The sequence below is a fragment of the Noviherbaspirillum sedimenti genome (assembly GCF_003590835.1).
Taxonomy (GTDB): domain Bacteria; phylum Pseudomonadota; class Gammaproteobacteria; order Burkholderiales; family Burkholderiaceae_D; genus Paucimonas; species Paucimonas sedimenti.
Genome location: NZ_QYUQ01000002.1, coordinates 1,352,891 through 1,371,436, shown reverse-complemented (window position 1 = coordinate 1,371,436; position 18,546 = coordinate 1,352,891). Strand labels below are relative to the sequence as shown.

19 protein-coding genes are annotated in these 18,546 nt (G+C 59.6%); 18 read left to right on the top strand and 1 reads right to left on the bottom strand.

The features are described 5' to 3' along the window. Positions 1-58: 58 nt before the first annotated feature. Positions 59-517: a MaoC family dehydratase gene (locus D3878_RS06415; RefSeq protein WP_119784713.1), complete on the top strand. Its 459-nt coding sequence runs from the start codon at positions 59-61 to the stop codon at positions 515-517. Between the two features lie 33 nt (positions 518-550). Here the strand turns inward: D3878_RS06415 and D3878_RS06410 are convergent, their stop codons facing one another. Then, positions 551-1,243, bottom strand: a complete 693-nt coding sequence (locus D3878_RS06410; RefSeq protein WP_119784712.1) for a glutathione binding-like protein — start codon at positions 1,241-1,243, stop codon at positions 551-553. A 155-nt stretch (positions 1,244-1,398) separates the two neighbouring features. Between D3878_RS06410 and D3878_RS06405 the strand changes: the two genes are divergently transcribed. From D3878_RS06405 to D3878_RS06325, 17 genes are all read left to right on the top strand, one after another. Then, a complete protein-coding gene (locus D3878_RS06405) occupies positions 1,399-3,102 on the top strand; it encodes a GspE/PulE family protein (RefSeq protein ID WP_119784711.1) in 1,704 nt (567 codons plus the stop codon). A gap of 14 nt (positions 3,103-3,116) precedes the next feature. Then, positions 3,117-4,349, top strand: a complete 1,233-nt coding sequence (locus D3878_RS06400) for a type II secretion system F family protein (RefSeq protein WP_119784710.1) — start codon at positions 3,117-3,119, stop codon at positions 4,347-4,349. Next, the gene (locus D3878_RS06395) at positions 4,330-4,860 is read left to right on the top strand and encodes a hypothetical protein (RefSeq protein ID WP_119784709.1); all 531 of its coding nucleotides are present in this window, start codon (positions 4,330-4,332) and stop codon (positions 4,858-4,860) included. Before D3878_RS06400 ends, D3878_RS06395 begins: the two co-directional genes overlap by 20 nt. Before the next feature lie 143 nt (positions 4,861-5,003). Then, positions 5,004-5,489, top strand: coding sequence for a type II secretion system protein (locus D3878_RS24595; RefSeq protein WP_199688098.1), 486 nt, complete (start codon positions 5,004-5,006; stop codon positions 5,487-5,489). 161 nt (positions 5,490-5,650) lie between these two features. Beyond that, positions 5,651-6,115, top strand: coding sequence for a type II secretion system protein (locus tag D3878_RS24590; RefSeq protein WP_119784707.1), 465 nt, complete (start codon positions 5,651-5,653; stop codon positions 6,113-6,115). Between the two features lie 90 nt (positions 6,116-6,205). Next, entirely contained in the window at positions 6,206-6,727 is a 522-nt protein-coding gene (locus tag D3878_RS06380) for a prepilin-type N-terminal cleavage/methylation domain-containing protein (protein ID WP_119784706.1), read from the top strand. Next, entirely contained in the window at positions 6,717-7,292 is a 576-nt protein-coding gene (locus D3878_RS06375) for a type IV pilus modification PilV family protein (RefSeq protein WP_119784705.1), read from the top strand. The genes D3878_RS06380 and D3878_RS06375 overlap by 11 nt, the downstream gene beginning before the upstream one ends. Before the next feature lie 16 nt (positions 7,293-7,308). Beyond that, positions 7,309-8,142, top strand: coding sequence for a prepilin-type N-terminal cleavage/methylation domain-containing protein (locus D3878_RS06370; RefSeq protein WP_158592195.1), 834 nt, complete (start codon positions 7,309-7,311; stop codon positions 8,140-8,142). Positions 8,143-8,149: 7 nt separating this feature from the next. Then, positions 8,150-8,563 carry a hypothetical protein gene (locus D3878_RS06365; RefSeq protein WP_119784703.1) on the top strand — a complete coding sequence of 138 codons (414 nt, stop codon included), beginning with the start codon at positions 8,150-8,152 and terminating at the stop codon, positions 8,561-8,563. A gap of 22 nt (positions 8,564-8,585) precedes the next feature. Then, positions 8,586-11,837 (top strand): DUF6701 domain-containing protein, encoded by a 3,252-nt coding sequence (locus D3878_RS06360; protein ID WP_147383896.1) that lies wholly within the window; start codon positions 8,586-8,588, stop codon positions 11,835-11,837. 133 nt (positions 11,838-11,970) lie between these two features. Beyond that, positions 11,971-12,921 (top strand): type IV pilus biogenesis protein PilM, encoded by a 951-nt coding sequence (gene pilM, locus D3878_RS06355; protein WP_119784701.1) that lies wholly within the window; start codon positions 11,971-11,973, stop codon positions 12,919-12,921. Beyond that, positions 12,918-13,595 carry a PilN domain-containing protein gene (locus tag D3878_RS06350; RefSeq protein WP_119784700.1) on the top strand — a complete coding sequence of 226 codons (678 nt, stop codon included), beginning with the start codon at positions 12,918-12,920 and terminating at the stop codon, positions 13,593-13,595. The genes pilM and D3878_RS06350 overlap by 4 nt, the downstream gene beginning before the upstream one ends. Beyond that, on the top strand, positions 13,592-14,308 hold the full coding sequence (locus tag D3878_RS06345) for an MSHA biogenesis protein MshJ (RefSeq protein ID WP_119784699.1): 717 nt from the start codon (positions 13,592-13,594) through the stop codon (positions 14,306-14,308). Before D3878_RS06350 ends, D3878_RS06345 begins: the two co-directional genes overlap by 4 nt. Further along, entirely contained in the window at positions 14,293-14,688 is a 396-nt protein-coding gene (locus D3878_RS06340) for a hypothetical protein (protein WP_199688097.1), read from the top strand. The genes D3878_RS06345 and D3878_RS06340 overlap by 16 nt, the downstream gene beginning before the upstream one ends. Positions 14,689-14,702: 14 nt before the next feature. Then, positions 14,703-16,430 (top strand): pilus (MSHA type) biogenesis protein MshL, encoded by a 1,728-nt coding sequence (mshL, locus tag D3878_RS06335; protein ID WP_119784698.1) that lies wholly within the window; start codon positions 14,703-14,705, stop codon positions 16,428-16,430. 12 nt (positions 16,431-16,442) lie between these two features. Further along, complete coding sequence (locus tag D3878_RS06330) at positions 16,443-17,333, top strand: ExeA family protein (RefSeq protein ID WP_119784697.1); 891 nt, start codon at positions 16,443-16,445, stop codon at positions 17,331-17,333. Then, on the top strand, positions 17,330-18,517 hold the full coding sequence (locus D3878_RS06325; protein WP_119784696.1) for a tetratricopeptide repeat protein: 1,188 nt from the start codon (positions 17,330-17,332) through the stop codon (positions 18,515-18,517). The genes D3878_RS06330 and D3878_RS06325 overlap by 4 nt, the downstream gene beginning before the upstream one ends. The last annotated feature ends 29 nt before the right edge of the window (positions 18,518-18,546 follow it).

The window sequence follows — 18,546 nt, the reverse complement described above, 5'->3', positions numbered from 1 at the left end:
TTAAAACGATCGTGCTATTTTCGCGTATTGAGAATTTACCGTGGGAAAAGGAGAGGGTATGGCGAACATGCAGTGGTATTTCGAGGATTTTCAGGCGGGCCAGGTGATCGAGGTGGGGGAGATTGGCGTAAGCGAAGAGGAAATCATGGAGTTCGCCCGGCGCTATGATCCGCAGCCGTTCCATATTGATCGCGAAGCCGCTGCGCGCACGCATGGTGGTGTCATTGCCAGCGGCAGCCATACCTTCAGCCTGATGATGCGCTTGATGGTCGATGGACTGCTCAATCAGTCCGCCAATCTGCCGTCGCCAGGGGTAGATGAACTGCGCTGGTTGAAGCCCGTGCGCGGTGGGGATGTGCTCAGTGGGCGTTGCGTGGTTTTGGAAAGCCGCGTTTCCGTCAGCAAGCCGGATCGCGGGGTGGTGACGACGAGGTGGGAGGCCAGGAATCAGGATGGCGAGTTGGTGGCTACGGCGAAGGTGATTTGCATGTTCGGCTTGCGGGGTGGGGCTGGCTGAGGTCGCGCCGCAGCCGCGTGCCGACAACGTGCTTCAATGCTTTTTGTATTGGCTTGCCCCGAACAGCATGTCCCTGGCCTTGTCGTCCGTGAGCGGCTTGCGCAGGTCGGCCAGCACCGCGACGCCGCGCTGTACCGCCGGGCGGGCGGCGATTTCGTCGAACCAGCGCTTGGCGTACGGGTAGTCGGCCCAGTCGATGCCCTGGTTTTTCCAGGAGCGCAGCCAGGGGAAGGTGGCGATGTCGGCGATGGTGTATGTATCGCCGGCGAGATAAGGCGACTCTGCCAGGCGCTTGTCGATCACGCCATACAGGCGCCTGGCTTCATTGGTGTAGCGGTCGATGGCATAGTCGATCTTTTCCGGCGCATAGATGCGGAAGTGATGCGCCTGGCCCAGCATCGGGCCGACGCCGCCCATCTGGAACATCAGCCACTGCAGGGTGGTGAATTTTTCGCGGTCGGTATTGCCGAGGAATTTGCCGGTCTTGCTGGCCAGGTAGATCAGGATCGCGCCGGATTCGAAAAGCGACATCGGACGGCCATCCGGGCCGGCCTCATCGACGATCGCCGGGATCTTATTGTTGGGCGAAATCGCCAGAAATTCCGGTTTGAACTGGTCGCCGGCGCCGATGTTGATGTGGTGGATGCGGTAAGGCAGGCCGCATTCCTCCAGCATGATGTGGACCTTGTGGCCATTAGGGGTGGCGGTTGAATAGACGTCAATCATAGGGGTTCTCCGAATTCTGAAAATGCCAGTGGTGAGCAAATGGCCGCAGCAATTGTGGCCATTTGAGGCAGCAAAGGCGTGAAATATTATTACATTTCGCTCAAGCAGGTTTTTGTGACATAGAATTGCCTCCTATAAATATGGGAGGAATGCCTATGCCAAGGCCGGAAAAAATCCGACTGGGCGAATTGCTCGTGCAGCAAAAGCTGATTTCGGAAGAACAGCTGACATTTTCACTGGGCGAGCAAAAGCGCACAGGGCGCAAGCTCGGCCGCGTCTTCATTGAGAACGGCTTTGTCACGGAGGAGCAAATCTCGGGGGCGCTGGCCAGGCAGCTGAATATTCCCTACATCAACCTCAAGTTTTTCAATGTGCACCCGGATCTGGTGCGCCTGCTGCCGGAAACCCAGGCGCGGCGCTTCCGCGCGCTGGTACTGGAGGAGAAGGGGGGCGCCCTGGTGGTGGGCATGGCCGATCCGACCGACCTGTTCGCCTATGACGAAATCTCCCGCATCGTCAAGCGCGGCATTGCGCTGGCGGTGGTCAACGAAAGCGAACTGCTGGCGACGGTAGACCGCATCTATCGCCGCACCGACGACATCAGCGACTTCGCCCGCGAACTCGAGCAGGACATGGGCGATGCGGTGATCGATTTCGGCGGGCTGGGCGGCGCCGCTGGCCTGGAGGAAGCGCCGGTCGTCAAGCTCTTGCAATCGATCTTCGATGACGCCACCCAGGTGCGCGCTTCCGATATCCATATCGAGCCGCAGGAAAAGCGCCTGCAGATCCGCTTCCGCATCGACGGCGTATTGCATCTGCAAACCGAAGCCGATATCAAGATCGCAGCGGCACTGGCGCTGCGGCTGAAGCTGATGTCGGAGCTGGATATTTCGGAAAAACGCCTGCCGCAGGATGGCCGTTTTGCCATCAAGGTCCGGCTGCAGCAGATCGACGTGCGTATCTCGACCATGCCGACGCAATACGGCGAATCGGTGGTGATGCGTCTGCTGAACCAGGGCAGCCGCACATTGCGGCTCGACGCGATCGGCATGCCGCCGGAAATGGTCAAGAAATTCCGCGCCATCGTCAACCGCCCGAATGGCCTGGTGCTGGTCACCGGCCCCACCGGCAGCGGCAAGACCACCACCCTGTACGGCGCGCTGGCCGAATTGAATACCAGCGAGCGCAAGCTGATTACAGTCGAAGACCCGGTCGAATATCGCCTGCCCGGCATCAACCAGGTGCAGGTCAACGACAAGATCGAACTCACCTTTGCGCGCGTGTTGCGCTCGGCCTTGCGCCAGGACCCGGACGTGGTGCTGGTGGGCGAAATGCGCGACCAGGAAACCGCCCAGATCGGCATGCGCGCCGCGCTCACCGGCCACCTGGTGCTGTCCACCCTGCATACCAACGATGCCGTCAGCACGCCGGTCCGCCTGCTGGACATGGGGGTGCCGCGCTACATGGTGGCGACTTCGCTGCAGGGCGTGCTGGCGCAGCGCCTGGTGCGGGTGATTTGCGAGAGCTGTGCCGAGCCTTATCAGCCGACGCCGGCCGAGCGCGAGTGGCTGAAGGCCGAGCTGGGCGACAAGGTGGACGCGCAAAAATTCTCCCATGGCCTCGGCTGCCCTCATTGCAACGGCACCGGCTACCGCGGCCGCACCGGCGTGTATGAATTGCTGGAAATGACGGAAGCGGTGGCCGATGCCGCGAACCACAGCGACCCGGCGCATTTCATGAAAGTCGCCGAGGCGCAAATGGCGGGCAACACCCTGCGCCGGCATGGCGTGCAGCTGGCTGTGGCCGGCAGGACGACCGTATCCGAAGCGATGCGCATCAGTAACCAGTTCGATGACTGATCCGGGGGGCTGACGTGCCATTTTTCGCCTACAAAGCCCGCAATGCCCGCGGTGAACTACTGCAGGGCGTGCTGGAGAGCGCCGACACCGGCGCGGTGGCCGAGCAGCTGTTCGGCACCGGCGCCACGCCGATCGAAATCGTCGAGACCAAAAAGCCAGCCAGCGCAGATGGCGAGGGCGGATGGTGGCGGCAACTGTTCGCGGAAAAGGTGCGCTCGATCGATGTGCAGCTGTTCAGCCGCCAGATGTACACCTTGCTCAAGGCCGGGGTGCCGATCATGCGCGGCCTGGCCGGCCTGCAGGAATCGGCGATCAACAAGTCGTTTGCGCGGGTGCTGAGGGACGTGCGTGAATCGCTCGATGCCGGTCGTGAATTGTCGGCCGCGCTGCGGCGCCATCCTGAGGTGTTTTCCGCTTTTTACGTGAACATGGTGCGGGTGGGGGAAACTACCGGCCGGCTGGAAGAAGTGTTTTTGCGCTTGTTCGACCATCTCGAATTCGAGCGGGAGATGCGCAGCCGCGTCAAGTCGGCGCTGCGCTATCCGATATTTGTGATCGTTGCGATGGTGGCGGCGATGGCGGTGATCAACCTGTTCGTGATTCCCGCTTTCGCCAAAGTGTATGCCGGTTTCAATGCCGAATTGCCGTTGATGACAAAAATCCTCATCGGCTCCTCCAATTTCACCATACGTTACTGGCCGATGATTTTGCTGGCACTGATCGGCGCGGTAATCGGATTCCGGTTCTGGATTGCGACCGACCGCGGGCGCTATCGTTGGGACAAGTCGAAATTGCGTTTTCCGATCGTCGGAAAAATCATGTTGAAAGGCATATTGGCGCGCTTTGCCCGCAGCTTTGCGCTGGCCAGCAAAAGCGGCGTGCCGATCGTCCAGGGCTTGAGCGTGGTGTCGCAGACGGTCGACAATGCGTACATTGCAGGCCGGATCGAACAGATGCGCGACGGCGTCGAGCGCGGCGAAAGCATTTTGCGCACCGCCACCACCGCCGGCGTATTCACGCCGATCGTGTTGCAGATGGTCGCGGTAGGCGAGGAAACCGGCGCCCTGGACGACTTGATGGACGAGATCGCCCAGATGTACGAGCGTGAAGTCGATTATGAATTGAAGACGCTGTCGTCGCAAATCGAGCCGATTCTGATTGTCGGGCTGGGGATTCTGGTGTTGATCCTGGCGCTGGGCGTGTTCTTGCCGATCTGGGATCTGGGCAATGCGGCAATGCACAAATAAGCGGGTTCGCGGTTTTTCGCGCCTCGAACTGGCAACGGCCATCGCCTTGATCGGCATCGCCTCGGCAATCCTGCTGAACAAGGTTTTCTACTATCAGGAAATGACGGAAAAAGCGGTGATGGAGTACACCGTCATATCCCTGAAAAGCAGTCTGCGCATGCGCATGGCTAGCATGATGATCGAGGGGCGGGTGCAGGACTTCGGTTTGCTGGCGCAGGATAACCCGATGCATTGGCTGGAAAAAATGCCGCCGAATTATCAGGGGGAATTGCCGGCCTTGGCGCCCGACCGGACGCGTCCCGGCAATTGGTACTTCGACACCGTCAGCCGTACGCTGGTGTACCAGGTAAGGCATGGTGATCATTTTCGGGAAGACGCTTCGGGCCAGAAGCGCATACGCCTGCAAGTCAGACTGGTGCAGAATGCGGCTGAAACACAGCAAAGCAAAGATGCCAAGCCCTTGCTTGCCAACGTCGTTTTGGTGTTGTTGGAGCCTTATCGCTGGTTTTGAGAGGGATGTTGCTTCCAAGAAAGCCGTTGCATCTGTCCGACATGCAAGGTTAAAGAGTGTAAATAGTACTGGGTTGCAATTTCTCTCGCCTATAATTTGCAGTATAGGAATTAATTACATTAAAGAAAAACATGGGGAACTTGATGCGTAAAAACCAAAATGGCGGTTTCACCCTGATTGAACTGGTGGTTGTCATTACCATTCTGGGCATTCTGGCGGCATTCGCCTTGCCAAGATTTGCTGCGCTTCAAGCTGATGCCCGGATCGCGAAAATGAATGGTGCGCTGGCATCGATCAAGGCGGCCGCGGTGATGGCGCACTCGATTCAATTGACCCAGAATCTGGCACCTAATGCTGCAGTCACCATGGAAGGTGCGGCTGGCAATGTGGCAATGGCTAACGGCTATCCCACGTCGGCACTCGCATCGATCGGCCGCGCTGCAGGCTTGGTGAATGATGCTGACGTGGCAATTCCGGGATATGTTCTTCCCGTACCAACTGGAACCGTATTCACGGTGAGACCAGATGCGACGCACGCGGCTTGCGCGATTACCTATACGGTTCCGACCGGACCAGGCGTTGCGCCGACGTACAGCGCTGCGGCGCTGACAACTGCAAACTGCCAGTAACAACACAACAAAAGATTCGCTGTGGTTTAAGTTGAAAGGGCATTTGTCGATGCAATTGAATTGCCCGAAGGAGGCAAGAATATAGTTAGGAAGTTTCAGGGGGGTGTTTTTACGCATTTGAGTCCGGACACGGCGATTATTTTTTAAATTGGAGTTATAAAATGAAGATTCCTCAAAAGGCATCAGGTGCTGAATCCGGCTTTACCTTGATCGAACTGGTCATGGTGATTGTCATTCTGGGCATTTTGGCGGCGACGGCGCTTCCGCGTTTTGTTAACTTGAGCGGCGACGCACGGATTGCAGCAGTAAACGGCGTGGCAGGTGGAATGCGTTCTGCAGTAGGAATCGTGCAAGCCAGATATGCTGCGACCGGCAACAATGCTTCCGTTGAAGTTTTACTGCAGGGGCAAGCAGTTGGTAGTGGTGTAGTGGTTGCTGCAAGCTCGGGACTTCCTGCGGGCTCGGCAAACGGTATTGGCAGGGCGTTGACCGATGCTAACGGAATTACTTACGATGGTCCTGCTGGCACTGCGACATTTCAACCTGCCAGCGGCGGTTCTGCTACCTGTCAGGTCGTATATGCCGGTGCGACTGGCGCAGTTACAGTCACCACTACCGGCTGCTAAATGTAAAAACAGAACAACGTTAGATAAAAAGTCAGCAGCCTCGCGGCTTGCTGACTTTTTTGTTGTTAAACCCGGAAACGTGCCAGTGACATGAAAACAGCGGGCTTTACTTTGGTTGAACTGATCATGACCATGGTTATTGTCGGCATTTTGTCGGCAGTCGCAATTCCGCGCTTATTCGACCGGACGACTTTCGACGCGCGTGGTTTTTCCGACCAGGCCTTATCCATGCTGCGCTACGGACAGAAGCTGGCGATCGCGCAACGCCGCGATGTCTATGTGCGCCTGAACGGCAACAGCATTGCACTTTGCTTTGACGCCGGCTGCCCTGACACAGCATCACTCGTCCGCGCTCCCGCGGGAGCCAATAGCGGCAGGCCAGCCACGCTGGCTGCCTGTTCCAACATCGCCAGCTGGTTTTGCGAGGCGCCGCCAAGCGGCCTAACCTATACCTCGACGCACCCGCAGTTTTTTTTCAGCGGGCTCGGCAAGCCCTATCTGCCGGACGATCCTGTCTCCAACTCCAGTTTCACCAACCTGACGCTTGCCATCAGCGGAGATGGCGTGTCCCACACAATCGTGGTTGAGCGGGATACCGGTTATGTACACTAGGCGCATCGGCAGGGATGCACACCGGCAGTCGGGCGTTTCCCTGATCGAGCTGGTCATGTTCATCGTCATCGTCAGCGTCGGCGTCGCCGGCATCCTGTCGGTGATGAATGTGACGACAAAATCCAGCGCCGACCCGCTGGCGCGCAAGCAGGCGCTGGCGATCGCGGAATCCCTGCTGGAGGAAATCGAACTGCAGGCATTCACTTTTTGCGATCCGGATGATGCCAATGCCACGACAGCGGCGGATGCCAGCGATTGCGCCACGACCGTGCAAGGATTTACGTCTACCCCAGGCGAAAGCCGTGATGCCGAGCCGCGATTTGATAACGTGGGCGACTATGGCGGGTTTTTGATGAATCCGGTCCGGGATATCGAGGGCACGACGATTGCCGGGCTGGGCGGATATGAGGTCAGCGTGGCGCTGACCCAGGTGGGCAACTCTGCATTCAGTCTTCCAAATGCCGGCGATGCAGTGCGGATCGACGTCACCGTGACCGGCCCGGGCGACACCAGTCTGACGCTGACCGGCTACCGCTTCCGTTATGCGCCGAATGCCGTACCCTGATGAGTTGCCGACAGCCATGAGCAGATTCCAGACAGGATTCACCTTGATCGAAGCCGTGATGGTGATCGCCATCACCGGGGTGATCGCGGCGGTGGTGGCTGTATTCATCCGCGCGCCTGTGCAGGGCTACCTCGATTCCTCCCGCCGCGCGGCGCTGACGGATATCGCCGATACGGCCGTGCGCCGCATGTCGCGCGACTTGCATCTGGCGCTGCCCAATAGCGTGCGCAACGCTGCCGGATCTTCCTGCATCGAGTTTTTACCGACCATCACCGGCGGCCGCTACCGCGCGGAACAGGATTGCAGCGCCGGCTGCAGCGGCGACAAGCTGGATTTCGACGCCGCCGATACCGGCTTCGATGTCCTGAGTCCGATGAGTTCGGTTCCCGCCGTGGGCGACACGGTGGCGATCTATAACCTCGGGGTTCCCGGGGCGGATGCCTATGCCGGCGACAATACGGCGATCATTTCGACGCCAAGCGCCGGCCATCTCGCATTCTCGTCAAAGCTGTTTCCATTCGTTTCTCCAGGCAACCGCTTCCAGATCATTCCCGCTGCCGACAGCGTCGTGTCGTATGTCTGTCGCGACGCCGGCACGGACGCCAGCGGCAACGGCACCGGCATCCTGTACCGCTATTCGAATTATGCAACAAGCGCGACGGCGGCAATCACTTGTCCGGTGCCGCCGGCTGCGACCCCGATTCTGGCGAACAGAGTATCAGCTTGCAATTTTGTGTATGCGTCGGAGGTGACGTCCCGCGCTGGCCTGGTATCGCTGCAGCTTTCGATCACCGAGAATAATGAAACGGTCCGCTTGTATCACGAGGTGCATGTCAATAATGTGCCCTAGACAAAACATGCAAATACATCCGGCAGTGCGGCCGGCGCAACGCGGTTTCGCCCTGGTGTCGGCGATTTTCCTGCTGGTGGTGCTGGCATCCCTGGGCGCCGCCATGGTGTTTTTTTCTTCGGTCCAGCACACGACGTCGGCCCAGGATGTCAATGGTTCGAAGACTTATCAGGCGGCGCGCGCCGGCATCGAGTGGGCCAGCTTCCAGATATTGCGCAATGCGGCCTGCAGTGCCAACACGTCGCTGAGCCTGGGCGGCGCGCTTGCCGGCATTGCCGTGAATGTGCAATGCGTCAAAAGCAGTTTCACCGAAGGGGATACGGTCGGCAACATGTATCAGATTACTTCGACGGCGTCGATTGGCACTGCCGGTAGCCCGAATTTCGTGCAAAGGCAGTTGCATGCGGCGGTGGAACAATGACATCAGGCGCGATGGGGAAGATATGAAAAACATGACTCGTCTGCACCAGTCAATCAAGGGCGTCTTGTTTTGCTGGGTGGTGCTGATGCTACTGCATGTGCAAAGCGTGCAGGCGGCGATCAGCTTTAAGGCCGCAAGTTCGGCTGCTGCGCGCACGGCGTCCATCAGCTATAGCGCGATGGGCAGCGCGGTTTCGGCCGCCAGCGGCAATGTCACGGTATCGTTGTCAGGATTGGTGAGTAGCGGCGATTTGCTGATTTGTCAGGTGGAATCGCGGGATAACGTGGCACACAGCATGCCTGCCGGCTGGACCATGCGCTATTCGCTGGCCGGCACACCCACCCATCGGGCCTCGCTGTTTTACAAGATATCCGGCGCCAGCGAGCCGAACCCGCTGATCACGCACCCGGGGGGCAGCACGATCATCGCCAGGTGTCTCAGCTTTCGCGGCGTCGATCTTGGCGACCCCTTCGATGGCAGCTATGCGGAAAAATATGCGGGTGCTTCGACGACGGTCGGCACCGGCAGCATGACCACCACCTTTGCCAATACGTACTTGCTGTTTGCGGCGCACCTGGCCGGCAATATGACCTTGAATACACCAAGCGGCTGGACCCGGCGCATTTATTCGAATTCGTCGCTGGCCATGGGTACGCGCATCGCCTTGTATCATAAATCCCAGGCAACTGCGGCTACCGTCGGGCCTTTTACCACCACAGTGTCGCTGCCGGTGGAAAGCCACGGCGTGTTGATGGCATTGCAGCCGGCATCGACGCTGACCATCAATGTTCCGGCCGGGACCGCCGCCGGCGACGTGATGATCGCGGCGGTGGCAACAGTGCCAAGTTCGGTGCCGATTGCCGGGCCTGCCGGCTGGACGCTGATTCAGTCGCAGCAGCAGACGTCCAGTAATTCCAGCATTGTTTCGACTTATTATCGGGTGGCGGGCGCCAGCGAGCCGGCCAGTTATAGCTGGACGCTCTCCAGCAGCCAGGCCGGCGCGGTCGCCGGCATTCTGACTTACAGCGGGGTTGTCAATGTAAATCCGGTCGACGTATCTGCCGTTGCGACAACTGCCAGCTCAAAGGACCATGTCGCGCCAAGCATAACGCCTACGCAGGCCGGCGCCATGCTGGTGACGGTGCATGAATTTGCCAGCGCCAGCAGCTGGGCCGCGCCAGCAGGCATGACCAGGCGTGTGGAAATACTTTCCAGAAAAGCCAATAAAGATGGCGTAAGCATGGTAATGAACGACTTGTTGCTGGGCGTACCCGGAGCTACCGGCACAAAAACAGCGACAGCATCCCAGAACGCCGACAGGGGCGCTACAGTCTCGATCGCCCTGCGAGCGGCGTCATCCGCGCCGCATCATATCCAGATTGAGCATGATGGTGCGGGAGTGACATGCGCACCTGAGACGGTCACCGTCAAGGCCTGTGCCGACGCGGCCTGCAATACTTTGTATACTGGCGGTGGAGTCACGGGGACGTTGTTCCCCAACGGCAGCGGGTTCGCCATCGGCGCCTCCGGTTCGACCACCGGCACCGTGAATCCGTCGGCCGCCGGAACCGATAACTTGAATGCCACGGGTTTGTCGCCGGCGCCGCTTGGCTCGCCGGCGGTGAGCTGCCTGAACCGGGTTACCGGTAGCGCCAGTTGCAGCATGGTTTTCAGCAAGGCGGGGCTGACATTGAGCCTGCCCAATTTTCCCGCCGCGACTGGCACAGCCTCGGCGACCATCAAGGCGACCGATGATTCCTGCAGTACGGCTTCTTTTAAAAACAAGACTGTCGCCGTCAATTTTTATTCCAGCTATACCAATCCGTCGAGCGGCACCGCGCAAGTAAGCATCAATAATACGGCGATCAGCAAGTCATCTGCTTCGCCTACGGCGATCTCCCTGAATTTCGACAAGAACGGCATTGCCACCTTCAGTGTGAATTATCCCGATGTCGGCAGGGTGACGCTGGACGCGACTGCGACCGATGCGGGAAGTACGCACGGCGTCGGCGGTTTTGTCGCCTATCCGGCTGGTTTTACCCTGTCGGCAATCAAGCGCAGCAGCGACAACCTGGAAAACCCGGCAGCAGCCAATGCCGCTGGCGCGAAGTTCGTGCAGGCAGGCGACAATTTCAGCGTGACGGTGACGGCCAAAAACGCGCTGGGCGATGCTACACCGAATTTCGGTAAAGAAACCTCGCCAGAAAGCGTCAAGCTGAGCGCGGCACTGATCGTCGACCCCGCTCTGACGAACAATCCTGGAGTCAATGGCGCCTTCGACGCATTTTCCGACGGGGTTGCGACTGGCACCGCATTTACCTGGAATGAGGTCGGCATCATCAAGCTCACGCCGAGGCTGGCAAGCGGCAACTACCTGAGCACCGGCGTGGACATTGTTGGCACCGTCAGCGGTAATATCGGTCGCTTTTACCCGCACCACTTCGATGTGACGCTGGACCCGGATCCGAATGCGCGGATTCTGAATCGGGCGGATATTGCTTGCGATGGATGCACCTTCACCTACATGGGGGAGCGCATGGATGCACAATTCGCTCTGAGCGCCAAGGCTAAAAATGGCGATATCACCCAAAATTACGCCGGCGCCTATGTCAAATTAAATCCGGCCGCGAGCGGCAATCCTTTGCGATTTGGCGCGGTGGATACGGTAGCGCCAAGCTATCTGAACGGGCGGCTGGATACCTCGGTGGCCGCCAGCGGTTCTTTCAGTTACGGCAGTGCGGATATCGTGGCGCCACTGACGATGACGCGCGCAGTGCGCGACGGCCCCTATGCCGCCCTGCATATTGGAGTCGCGCCGGTGGATGGCGACGGCGTGGCCATGGGAGCCTTTGACATTGACACGGATGGGGTTACGGGCAAGGATCACGCCTCGATTGGCAGTACCCAGATGCGCTATGGGCGGCTGCGAATCGGTACGGCGCATGGGTCAGAACTGCTGGCGCTACCGCTTCCCGTGAAGGTGCAGTACTGGAACGGCATGACCTTCATCACGAATGAGGATGACAGCGAGACGGTTCCCGTGATGACGCTCGATAATTACCAGCGCAATCTGAATAGCGGCGAAACCGTGCCGACGGCGCCGACCATTGTCAATGGTGCCGGGTTAATGATTCTGTCCAAACCAGGCGCAAATAATCAGGGAAGTGTCGATGTGGGCGCGACTTCCCCCACTTACCTGCCAGCCAATACTGGCCGGGCGACTTTCGGCGTGTACAAGGGTGGGGCGGCAATTTACATGCGGGAAATGTATTGATTTATGGATATATGAAAACAAATGTGAAATTCACGCGCGCTTCCTGTCGCGGAAAGCTGATCGGGGGTTAAAAGCCATTGACATCAAGCACTTATTAACTTAATTTCAAGCAACTTCTCATTTGGTTGGCGGCATGGGCTTTTTTACAAAAATTAAAAAAAATACGGGTTCCCTTGCCGTCAGTTTCCTGGATGACGGGATCTGTGCTGCGCATATCAAGCGTTCCGCCGCAGCCCGGCCTGCCGTCGAGCTGCTGGCCTTTTATCCGTCCTCAATGCCGCCATCCGCGACCCAGCTGGAAAAGATCGGCAAGGATTTGCATGCCGATGGCTTCGCCTGCGCTACGGTGTTGAATCCAGGGGAATATCAGTTGCTGACGGTCGAGGCGCCCAATGTGCCTCAGGAAGAGCTGAAGACGGCCATGCGCTGGCGCCTGAAGGACATGCTCGATTTCCACATTGACGACGCTACCATCGATGTCATGGATATCCCGGGCGACAGCAATGCCCCGGTGCGCAGCCGCTCAATGTATGCCGTCGCCGCGCGCAACCAGATCATCGAGCAGCGCCAGGTGTTGTTTGCGCAGGCAAAAATTCCCCTGAACGTGATCGACATCCCGGAGATGGCGCAGCGGAATATCGCGCAACTGCTGGAAACCGAAGGGCGCGGCATTGCCTTCCTGTCGTTCGGCGCCTACGGCGGGCTGCTGACCGTGACGTATGCCGGCGAACTGTATCTGTCGCGCCATATCGAAGCGAATTTGCCGCAACTGGACGCTGCGGACGAATCGCAAAAAAACGAATGGTTCGACCGCATTACGCTGGAATTGCAGCGTTCGCTCGACCACTTCGATCGCCAGTTCCATTTCATTACCGTTGCCCGACTGGTGCTGGGCCCGATGGCGCAGGGCGGCGCCAGTCTGCAACAGTATCTCGCATCCAATCTTTACCTGCCGGTGGAGCAACTGGATCTGGATGCCGTGCTGGATATGTCCAGGATCCCTGAGCTTGCCGAGATTGAATCGCAACAGCGTTATTTTTTCACGCTGGGGGCTGCCTTGCGCCTTGAGGAGAAGGTGCTTTGAGCCAGCAAATCAATCTGTTCAACCCGATCTTCCGGCAGCAGAAAAAATATTTTTCCGCCGTGACGATGGCGCAGGCCATCGGCCTGATTCTGCTCGGTGCAGCCGCGCTGACCGCGTATGCGGGTTACCGTACATCCAGGCTCGACGCCGAAGTGGTCGAGGCGAACAGGCAGCTGAAGGTGGCGCAAGCCCAACTGGTTCAGGTCGAAGCGGCATTTCCCTCACGCCAGAAAAGCAAGTCATTGGAAGAACAGATCAGGAACATGGAAGTCGAGACGGCTGCATTGCGCAAAGTCGCTGACATATTGCGGACCGGCGAATTCGGCAATACCAGCGGTTATGCCGAATATATGCGGGCTTTCGCGCGCCAGATCATCGATGGCGTCTGGTTGACAGGTTTCAGTATTCATGGCGCCGGCGCCGAAATCGGCTTGCGGGGCAGGGCATTGCGGCCGGAACTGGTGCCGGCCTATATCAATCGCCTCAAGCATGAGCCCGTCTTGCAAGGCAAGTCTTTTTCTGCTTTGCAAATGCAGGCGCCGCAATTGAATCAGGCAGCCGATGCTGCGGGTGGGAAGGTGCCGGGCGAAGTCGCGGCTTATGTGGAGTTCAGCCTGCAATCGACGGATGCGTCTGCGCAGCCGGCAAGTCCTGGCGAGGTAGGGAAACAATGAAGCAGCAATTGCGACAACTAGCGCAAAAGATCGACGCGTTAAGCTTGCGTGAGCGCGTCATCGTGTTCATGACAATTGCCGTTGCGTTGCTGTTCCTGATCAATCGCTACTTGCTCGAGCCCCAATTCCTCCGGCAAAAACAGCTGGCTGCGCAAATCAGCCAGGACCAGGTCAGCGTGAAAGAGATCCAGTCGAGCATGCAGCAAAAGATCAAGGCGCGTGAAATCGATCCGGATGCAGCCAATCGGGCCCGCCTGCAGGCGCTGCAGCAGCGCTTCGCGCAAACGCAAAACAACCTGAAGGATCTGCAAAAAGGCCTGGTGTCGCCGGAACGGATGTCGTCGCTGCTGGAAGATATCCTGAAGCGTAATGGCAAGTTGCGCCTGATTGCATTGAAGACCTTGCCGGTTGCCGATGTCGATGCCAACGCCGACCTGGCGCCCGCGCCGAAATCCGGTCCTGGTGTTGCGGCGGCGCCCGCAGGCAGCAGCCAGGCAGCGCGACCGGCGGCCGGCCACATCTACAAGCATGGCGTGGAAATCACCATTCAAGGCGGCTACCCCGACATGCTGCGCTACATGGCCGAATTGGAAGCCATGCCCTGGCAACTGTACTGGGGCAAGGCAAAGATGGAAGTGGATGAGTATCCGCAAGCCACCCTGACCTTGACCTTGTTTACCCTGAGTCTGGATCGCACATGGTTGAATCTTTGAGCAAGGCATGCAAGGCGCTGTCGCTGTGCTGCTGCATCTTGCTGCTGGCCAGCGGCTTTGCTGCCAGGGCGGCGGACAATCTTCCGGACCCCACCCGCCCCCCGGCGGCGCCTGATGCCGGAGAGGCGGCGCCGGCGGCCGCCAGCGGGCCGGTGCTGCAATCGGTCCTGATTGCAGCCGGGCGGCGGGTCGCGGTGGTCAGCGGCCAGACCGTGCAGGTGGGCGACAGGCTGGGCGATGCCCGCGTGGCGAAAATCGCCGAAGGTGAAGTGGTATTGGTGCGCGGCGGACAGTCGCAGACATTGAAGCTTTTTCCAGGGATCGAAAAGCAGCGGGCAACGGGTGGTTCGACCGCCAGGGATGCCGGCCGCCGGCAATGAGTGGATAAAAACGAATGCATAAAATAATTTCAAGTCTCGTAATCGTTAGCCTGGCCGGCTGCGGCTCCGTTGCCTCCAGGCGCGACACCTATGATGCGATCAACGCGGAAATTGCCAAGGCCGCGACTGCAAGCAAGGCCCGTCCGGCGGATCGTGATGCGGTGTCGGCGGCACTGCTGCCGCCGCTGAATATCGAAATCCCCAAGCCGAGCAAGCCGCTGGAAGAGCGTTTCAGCCTGGCATTCAATGCGGTGCCAGCGCAGCAATTTTTCATGGCCATTGTCACCGGCACCCGCTACAGCATGCTGGTGCATCCGGAGGTGAGCGGTGTGATCTCCGCCAACCTCAAGGATGTCACGGTGCTTGAAGCGCTGGATGCAATCCGCGAACAGTACGGTTACGACTATAAGCTGGAAGGCACGCGCATCTACGTCAAGCCGCTGACCATGCAGACGCGCGTATTCCAGGTCAATTACCTCACCGGCAGCCGCAAGGGCATGTCGGAAATCCGCGTGACTTCGGGCTCGATCAGCGATACGCCCAGTTCCAGCTCCACTGGGGGAACAAGCACTACGACCGTGCCTGGCAGCACTTCGCGTGCGCAAGAAGGCAGCAAGATCAGCACGACGTCTTCCAACGATTTCTGGGGCGAATTGAAAGCCTCGCTGGACGCCATCGTCGGCAATGGCACAGAGGGGCGCAGCGTGGTCGTCAGCCCGCAATCGGGCGTGGTGGTGGTGCGCGCCATGTGGAACGAGTTGCGCGATGTCGATGCTTATCTGAAGGCGACCCAGCTTTCGGTGGGGCGCCAGGTGATCCTGGAAGCGAAGATTTTGGAAGTGCAATTGAATGACGGTTACCAGACCGGCGTCAACTGGGCCGCCTTCAGGGCTGGCAACCATAGCAGCCGCAGTTCCGTCGGTGTCCTGACGCCGGGAACGCTGCTGCAGCCGAATGGCCCCCTGGCCGGCTCGCAAATCGCCACCAGCGGAGCAGGACAGGACTTGGCCGCTGCCGCATCGGCCGCGCTGCCAGGCGGCCTGTTCGGCCTGGCATTCCAGACCAGCAATTTCGCTGCCTTGCTATCCTTCCTCGAAACCCAAGGCTCGGTGCATGTGCTGTCGAGCCCGCGCATTGCCACCCTGAATAACCAGAAGGCGGTGCTGAAGGTCGGTCGCGACGAGTTTTTCGTCACCAATGTCAGCACCACCACCACCACCGGCACCTCCACCACCACCAGTCCAAGCGTAACGGTGCAGCCATTCTTTTCAGGCGTGGCGCTGGATGTGACGCCGCAGATCGACGACGAGGGAAACATCATCCTGCACGTGCATCCCTCGGTCAGCGACGTAACCACAATCGACAAGCCGATCAATCTCGGCAGCGCCGGCACTTTCAGCCTGCCGCTGGCATCCAGCGCAATATCGGAAACCGACAGCATCGTACGCGGCAAGGATGGCCAGATCGTAGCCATCGGCGGCCTGATGCGCCAGGCAGCGGCATCCGACCGTTCGCAAATGCCGGGCGTGGGCAGCGTGCCGGTGCTGGGCACATTATTCGGCAATACCAACCGTAGCACGCAAAAACGCGAATTGGTGATCCTGCTGAAACCGACCGTTGTCGATGGCAATAACGCCTGGACCCAGGACCTGATGGAGAGCCAGCGCCGCATCCAGGCGCTGGAACCGCGCAATCCGCTCGAACCGCGCAATCCGCTCGAACCGCGCAATCCGCTGCAGTAGCGGGCGTCTTGCATGTACATGAATCACTTTGGCTTGCGCGAACCACCGTTCGGCATCACACCCGACACCAGTTATTATTTTGCCGCGCCGGCCTCGCAGGAGGCGTTGAATACGCTGCTGATCGCCGCCAACAACGGCGAAGGCTTCATCAAGATCACCGGTGAAGTCGGCACCGGCAAGACACTGTTATGCCGCAAGTTCATGGCGAGCCTGGGCAGCGATTTCTTCACGGCCTACATCCCCAATCCACTGCTCGAACCGCGCGCCCTGATGCTGGCGCTGGCCGAGGAGCTGGAACTGACGCCAGAGAAGGATATCGACCAGCATCAGTTGCTCAAGTCGATCAACCACCGCCTGCTGCTGCTGGCGCGCGCCGGCAAGACGGTCTTGCTGTGCCTGGACGAAGCGCAGGCAATGCCGCTGGAAACGCTGGAAGCATTGCGCCTGTTGACCAACCTCGAAACGGAAAAGCGCAAGCTGCTGCAGATCGTATTGTTCGGCCAGCCGGAGTTGAACCGCAAGCTGCAGCTCGAATCGATCCGGCAATTGGCCCAGCGCATTACTTTTCATTATCATCTTGGGCCGCTTTCGCGCGATGATCTTGAATTTTATTTATCCCACCGTCTCAATGTGGCCGGCTATCCCGGAGGCAGGCTGTTCGCGCGCGACGCCGTCAAGGTCCTGCACGCGGCCAGCGGCGGTGTGCCGCGTCTGGCCAACATCCTCGCGCACAAGGCCTTGATGCTGGCTTACGGAGAAGGTCGGCAGCAGGTGTGCGCCCGCCATGTGCGCGCGGCGGCCCGGGATACCGTCGCGGTGCGGCGAAGCGTCATGCGTTGGACGTGGCAGGTAGCGCTCGGCGTGGTTGCCGTTGCCAGTTTGTTTGGGGTGTATCTGATATGAGTCTGATTAATCAAATGCTGCAGGATCTCGATGCGCGCGGCACGCCGGCGGCGCTGGGCGGCGTATTGCACGGGCAGGTGCGGGCAGTGCCGCAACGTGGCGGCGTGCATCCTGCATGGTGGCTGGCGTTGCTGCTTGCCTGTGCCTTGTGTGCCGGCGGACTCTGGGTGTGGATTGGACGCGCGGCGCCTGCGGCGGTTCCTCAGCCGCGTGCCGCGCTGCCGCTGAAAATCGACATGGACTTGAGCACGGAGTTGCGACCGTCGCCGCTGTTCGAATCCATACCTGCGGCGCCCGCAAGCCATCAGGCCGCACCTGCCGCCGCCATCGTGGAACCGGCGGTGGCCAATGCCGGCGCAGTGGCGCCCTTGCCAACCACGCCAGGTATTCCACCATTGGCAGCGGTTGCGTCGGTCAAGGGAGGGCAGCCAGTCGCGGTCAGCCCGACTGCCGGCGAACGGATCGTGCCCACTGGACCCGCTGGTACGGCTGCAGCAACGGTCGCTACCAAGGACACTGCGCCGGCCAGGCTTGCCCCCCTTGTGGTGGCGCCGCCGGCAATGCCCGCAGTATCTGCCACCCCCGCCCCCCTCGCCAAGCAGGTGCGCGAACTCACGCCGCAGCAGTTTGCCGAGAATGATTACCGCAAGGCCTCCAGCCTGATCCAGCAGGGACGCACTGCCGAGGCGATCGCCGCGCTGGAGCAGGCGCTGCGGCTGGATGCCCGCCATGTGGCGGCGCGCCAGACCCTGACCGCCCTGCTGATCGATTCGCGGCGCCAGGATGAGGCGGTGCGCAGTCTGCGCGAGGGTCTGCAGCTCGACCCTGCCCAGACCGGGCTGGCGATGATCCTGGCGCGGCTGCAGCTGGAACGCGGCGAGCTCAAGCCGGCCCTGCAAACCCTGCAGCGCTCGCTGCCGCATGCGGCCGATCGCGCCGATTACCTGGCATTCCTGGCTGCCTTGCTGCAACGCGATGGCCGCCACCGCGAAGCGATCGAGCAGTATGCGCTGGCACTGCGCAAGGCGCCGGGCAATGCCGTGTGGTGGATGGGGCAAGGCATCTCGCTTCAGGCCGAAAACCGCATACCGGAAGCAATCGACGCCTACACCAGGGCCAAGGCGGGAGATGGCCTGTCCGCCGAATTAAGAGCATTCGTAGAAGAAAAATTAAACAGTTTGTAACATTAGTTGTAAATTAAATACAAAAATTC

Bases quoted from the DNA above. Each gene is read 5' to 3' on its own strand.
- D3878_RS06365 (WP_119784703.1), top strand. From the start codon at position 8,150: ATGCAAATACATCCGGCAGTGCGGCCGGCGCAACGCGGTTTCGCCCTG.
- D3878_RS06375 (WP_119784705.1), top strand. From the start codon at position 6,717: ATGTACACTAGGCGCATCGGCAGGGATGCACACCGGCAGTCGGGCGTT.
- D3878_RS06325 (WP_119784696.1), top strand. From the start codon at position 17,330: ATGAGTCTGATTAATCAAATGCTGCAGGATCTCGATGCGCGCGGCACG.
- D3878_RS06345 (WP_119784699.1), top strand. From the start codon at position 13,592: ATGAAGCAGCAATTGCGACAACTAGCGCAAAAGATCGACGCGTTAAGC.
- D3878_RS06410 (WP_119784712.1), bottom strand. From the start codon at position 1,243: ATGATTGACGTCTATTCAACCGCCACCCCTAATGGCCACAAGGTCCAC.
- D3878_RS06370 (WP_158592195.1), top strand. From the start codon at position 7,309: ATGAGCAGATTCCAGACAGGATTCACCTTGATCGAAGCCGTGATGGTG.
- D3878_RS06340 (WP_199688097.1), top strand. From the start codon at position 14,293: ATGGTTGAATCTTTGAGCAAGGCATGCAAGGCGCTGTCGCTGTGCTGC.
- mshL (WP_119784698.1), top strand. From the start codon at position 14,703: ATGCATAAAATAATTTCAAGTCTCGTAATCGTTAGCCTGGCCGGCTGC.
- D3878_RS24590 (WP_119784707.1), top strand. From the start codon at position 5,651: ATGAAGATTCCTCAAAAGGCATCAGGTGCTGAATCCGGCTTTACCTTG.
- D3878_RS06360 (WP_147383896.1), top strand. From the start codon at position 8,586: ATGAAAAACATGACTCGTCTGCACCAGTCAATCAAGGGCGTCTTGTTT.
- D3878_RS06380 (WP_119784706.1), top strand. From the start codon at position 6,206: ATGAAAACAGCGGGCTTTACTTTGGTTGAACTGATCATGACCATGGTT.
- D3878_RS06395 (WP_119784709.1), top strand. From the start codon at position 4,330: ATGCGGCAATGCACAAATAAGCGGGTTCGCGGTTTTTCGCGCCTCGAA.
- D3878_RS06405 (WP_119784711.1), top strand. From the start codon at position 1,399: ATGCCAAGGCCGGAAAAAATCCGACTGGGCGAATTGCTCGTGCAGCAA.
- D3878_RS24595 (WP_199688098.1), top strand. From the start codon at position 5,004: ATGCGTAAAAACCAAAATGGCGGTTTCACCCTGATTGAACTGGTGGTT.
- D3878_RS06330 (WP_119784697.1), top strand. From the start codon at position 16,443: ATGTACATGAATCACTTTGGCTTGCGCGAACCACCGTTCGGCATCACA.
- D3878_RS06415 (WP_119784713.1), top strand. From the start codon at position 59: ATGGCGAACATGCAGTGGTATTTCGAGGATTTTCAGGCGGGCCAGGTG.
- pilM (WP_119784701.1), top strand. From the start codon at position 11,971: ATGGGCTTTTTTACAAAAATTAAAAAAAATACGGGTTCCCTTGCCGTC.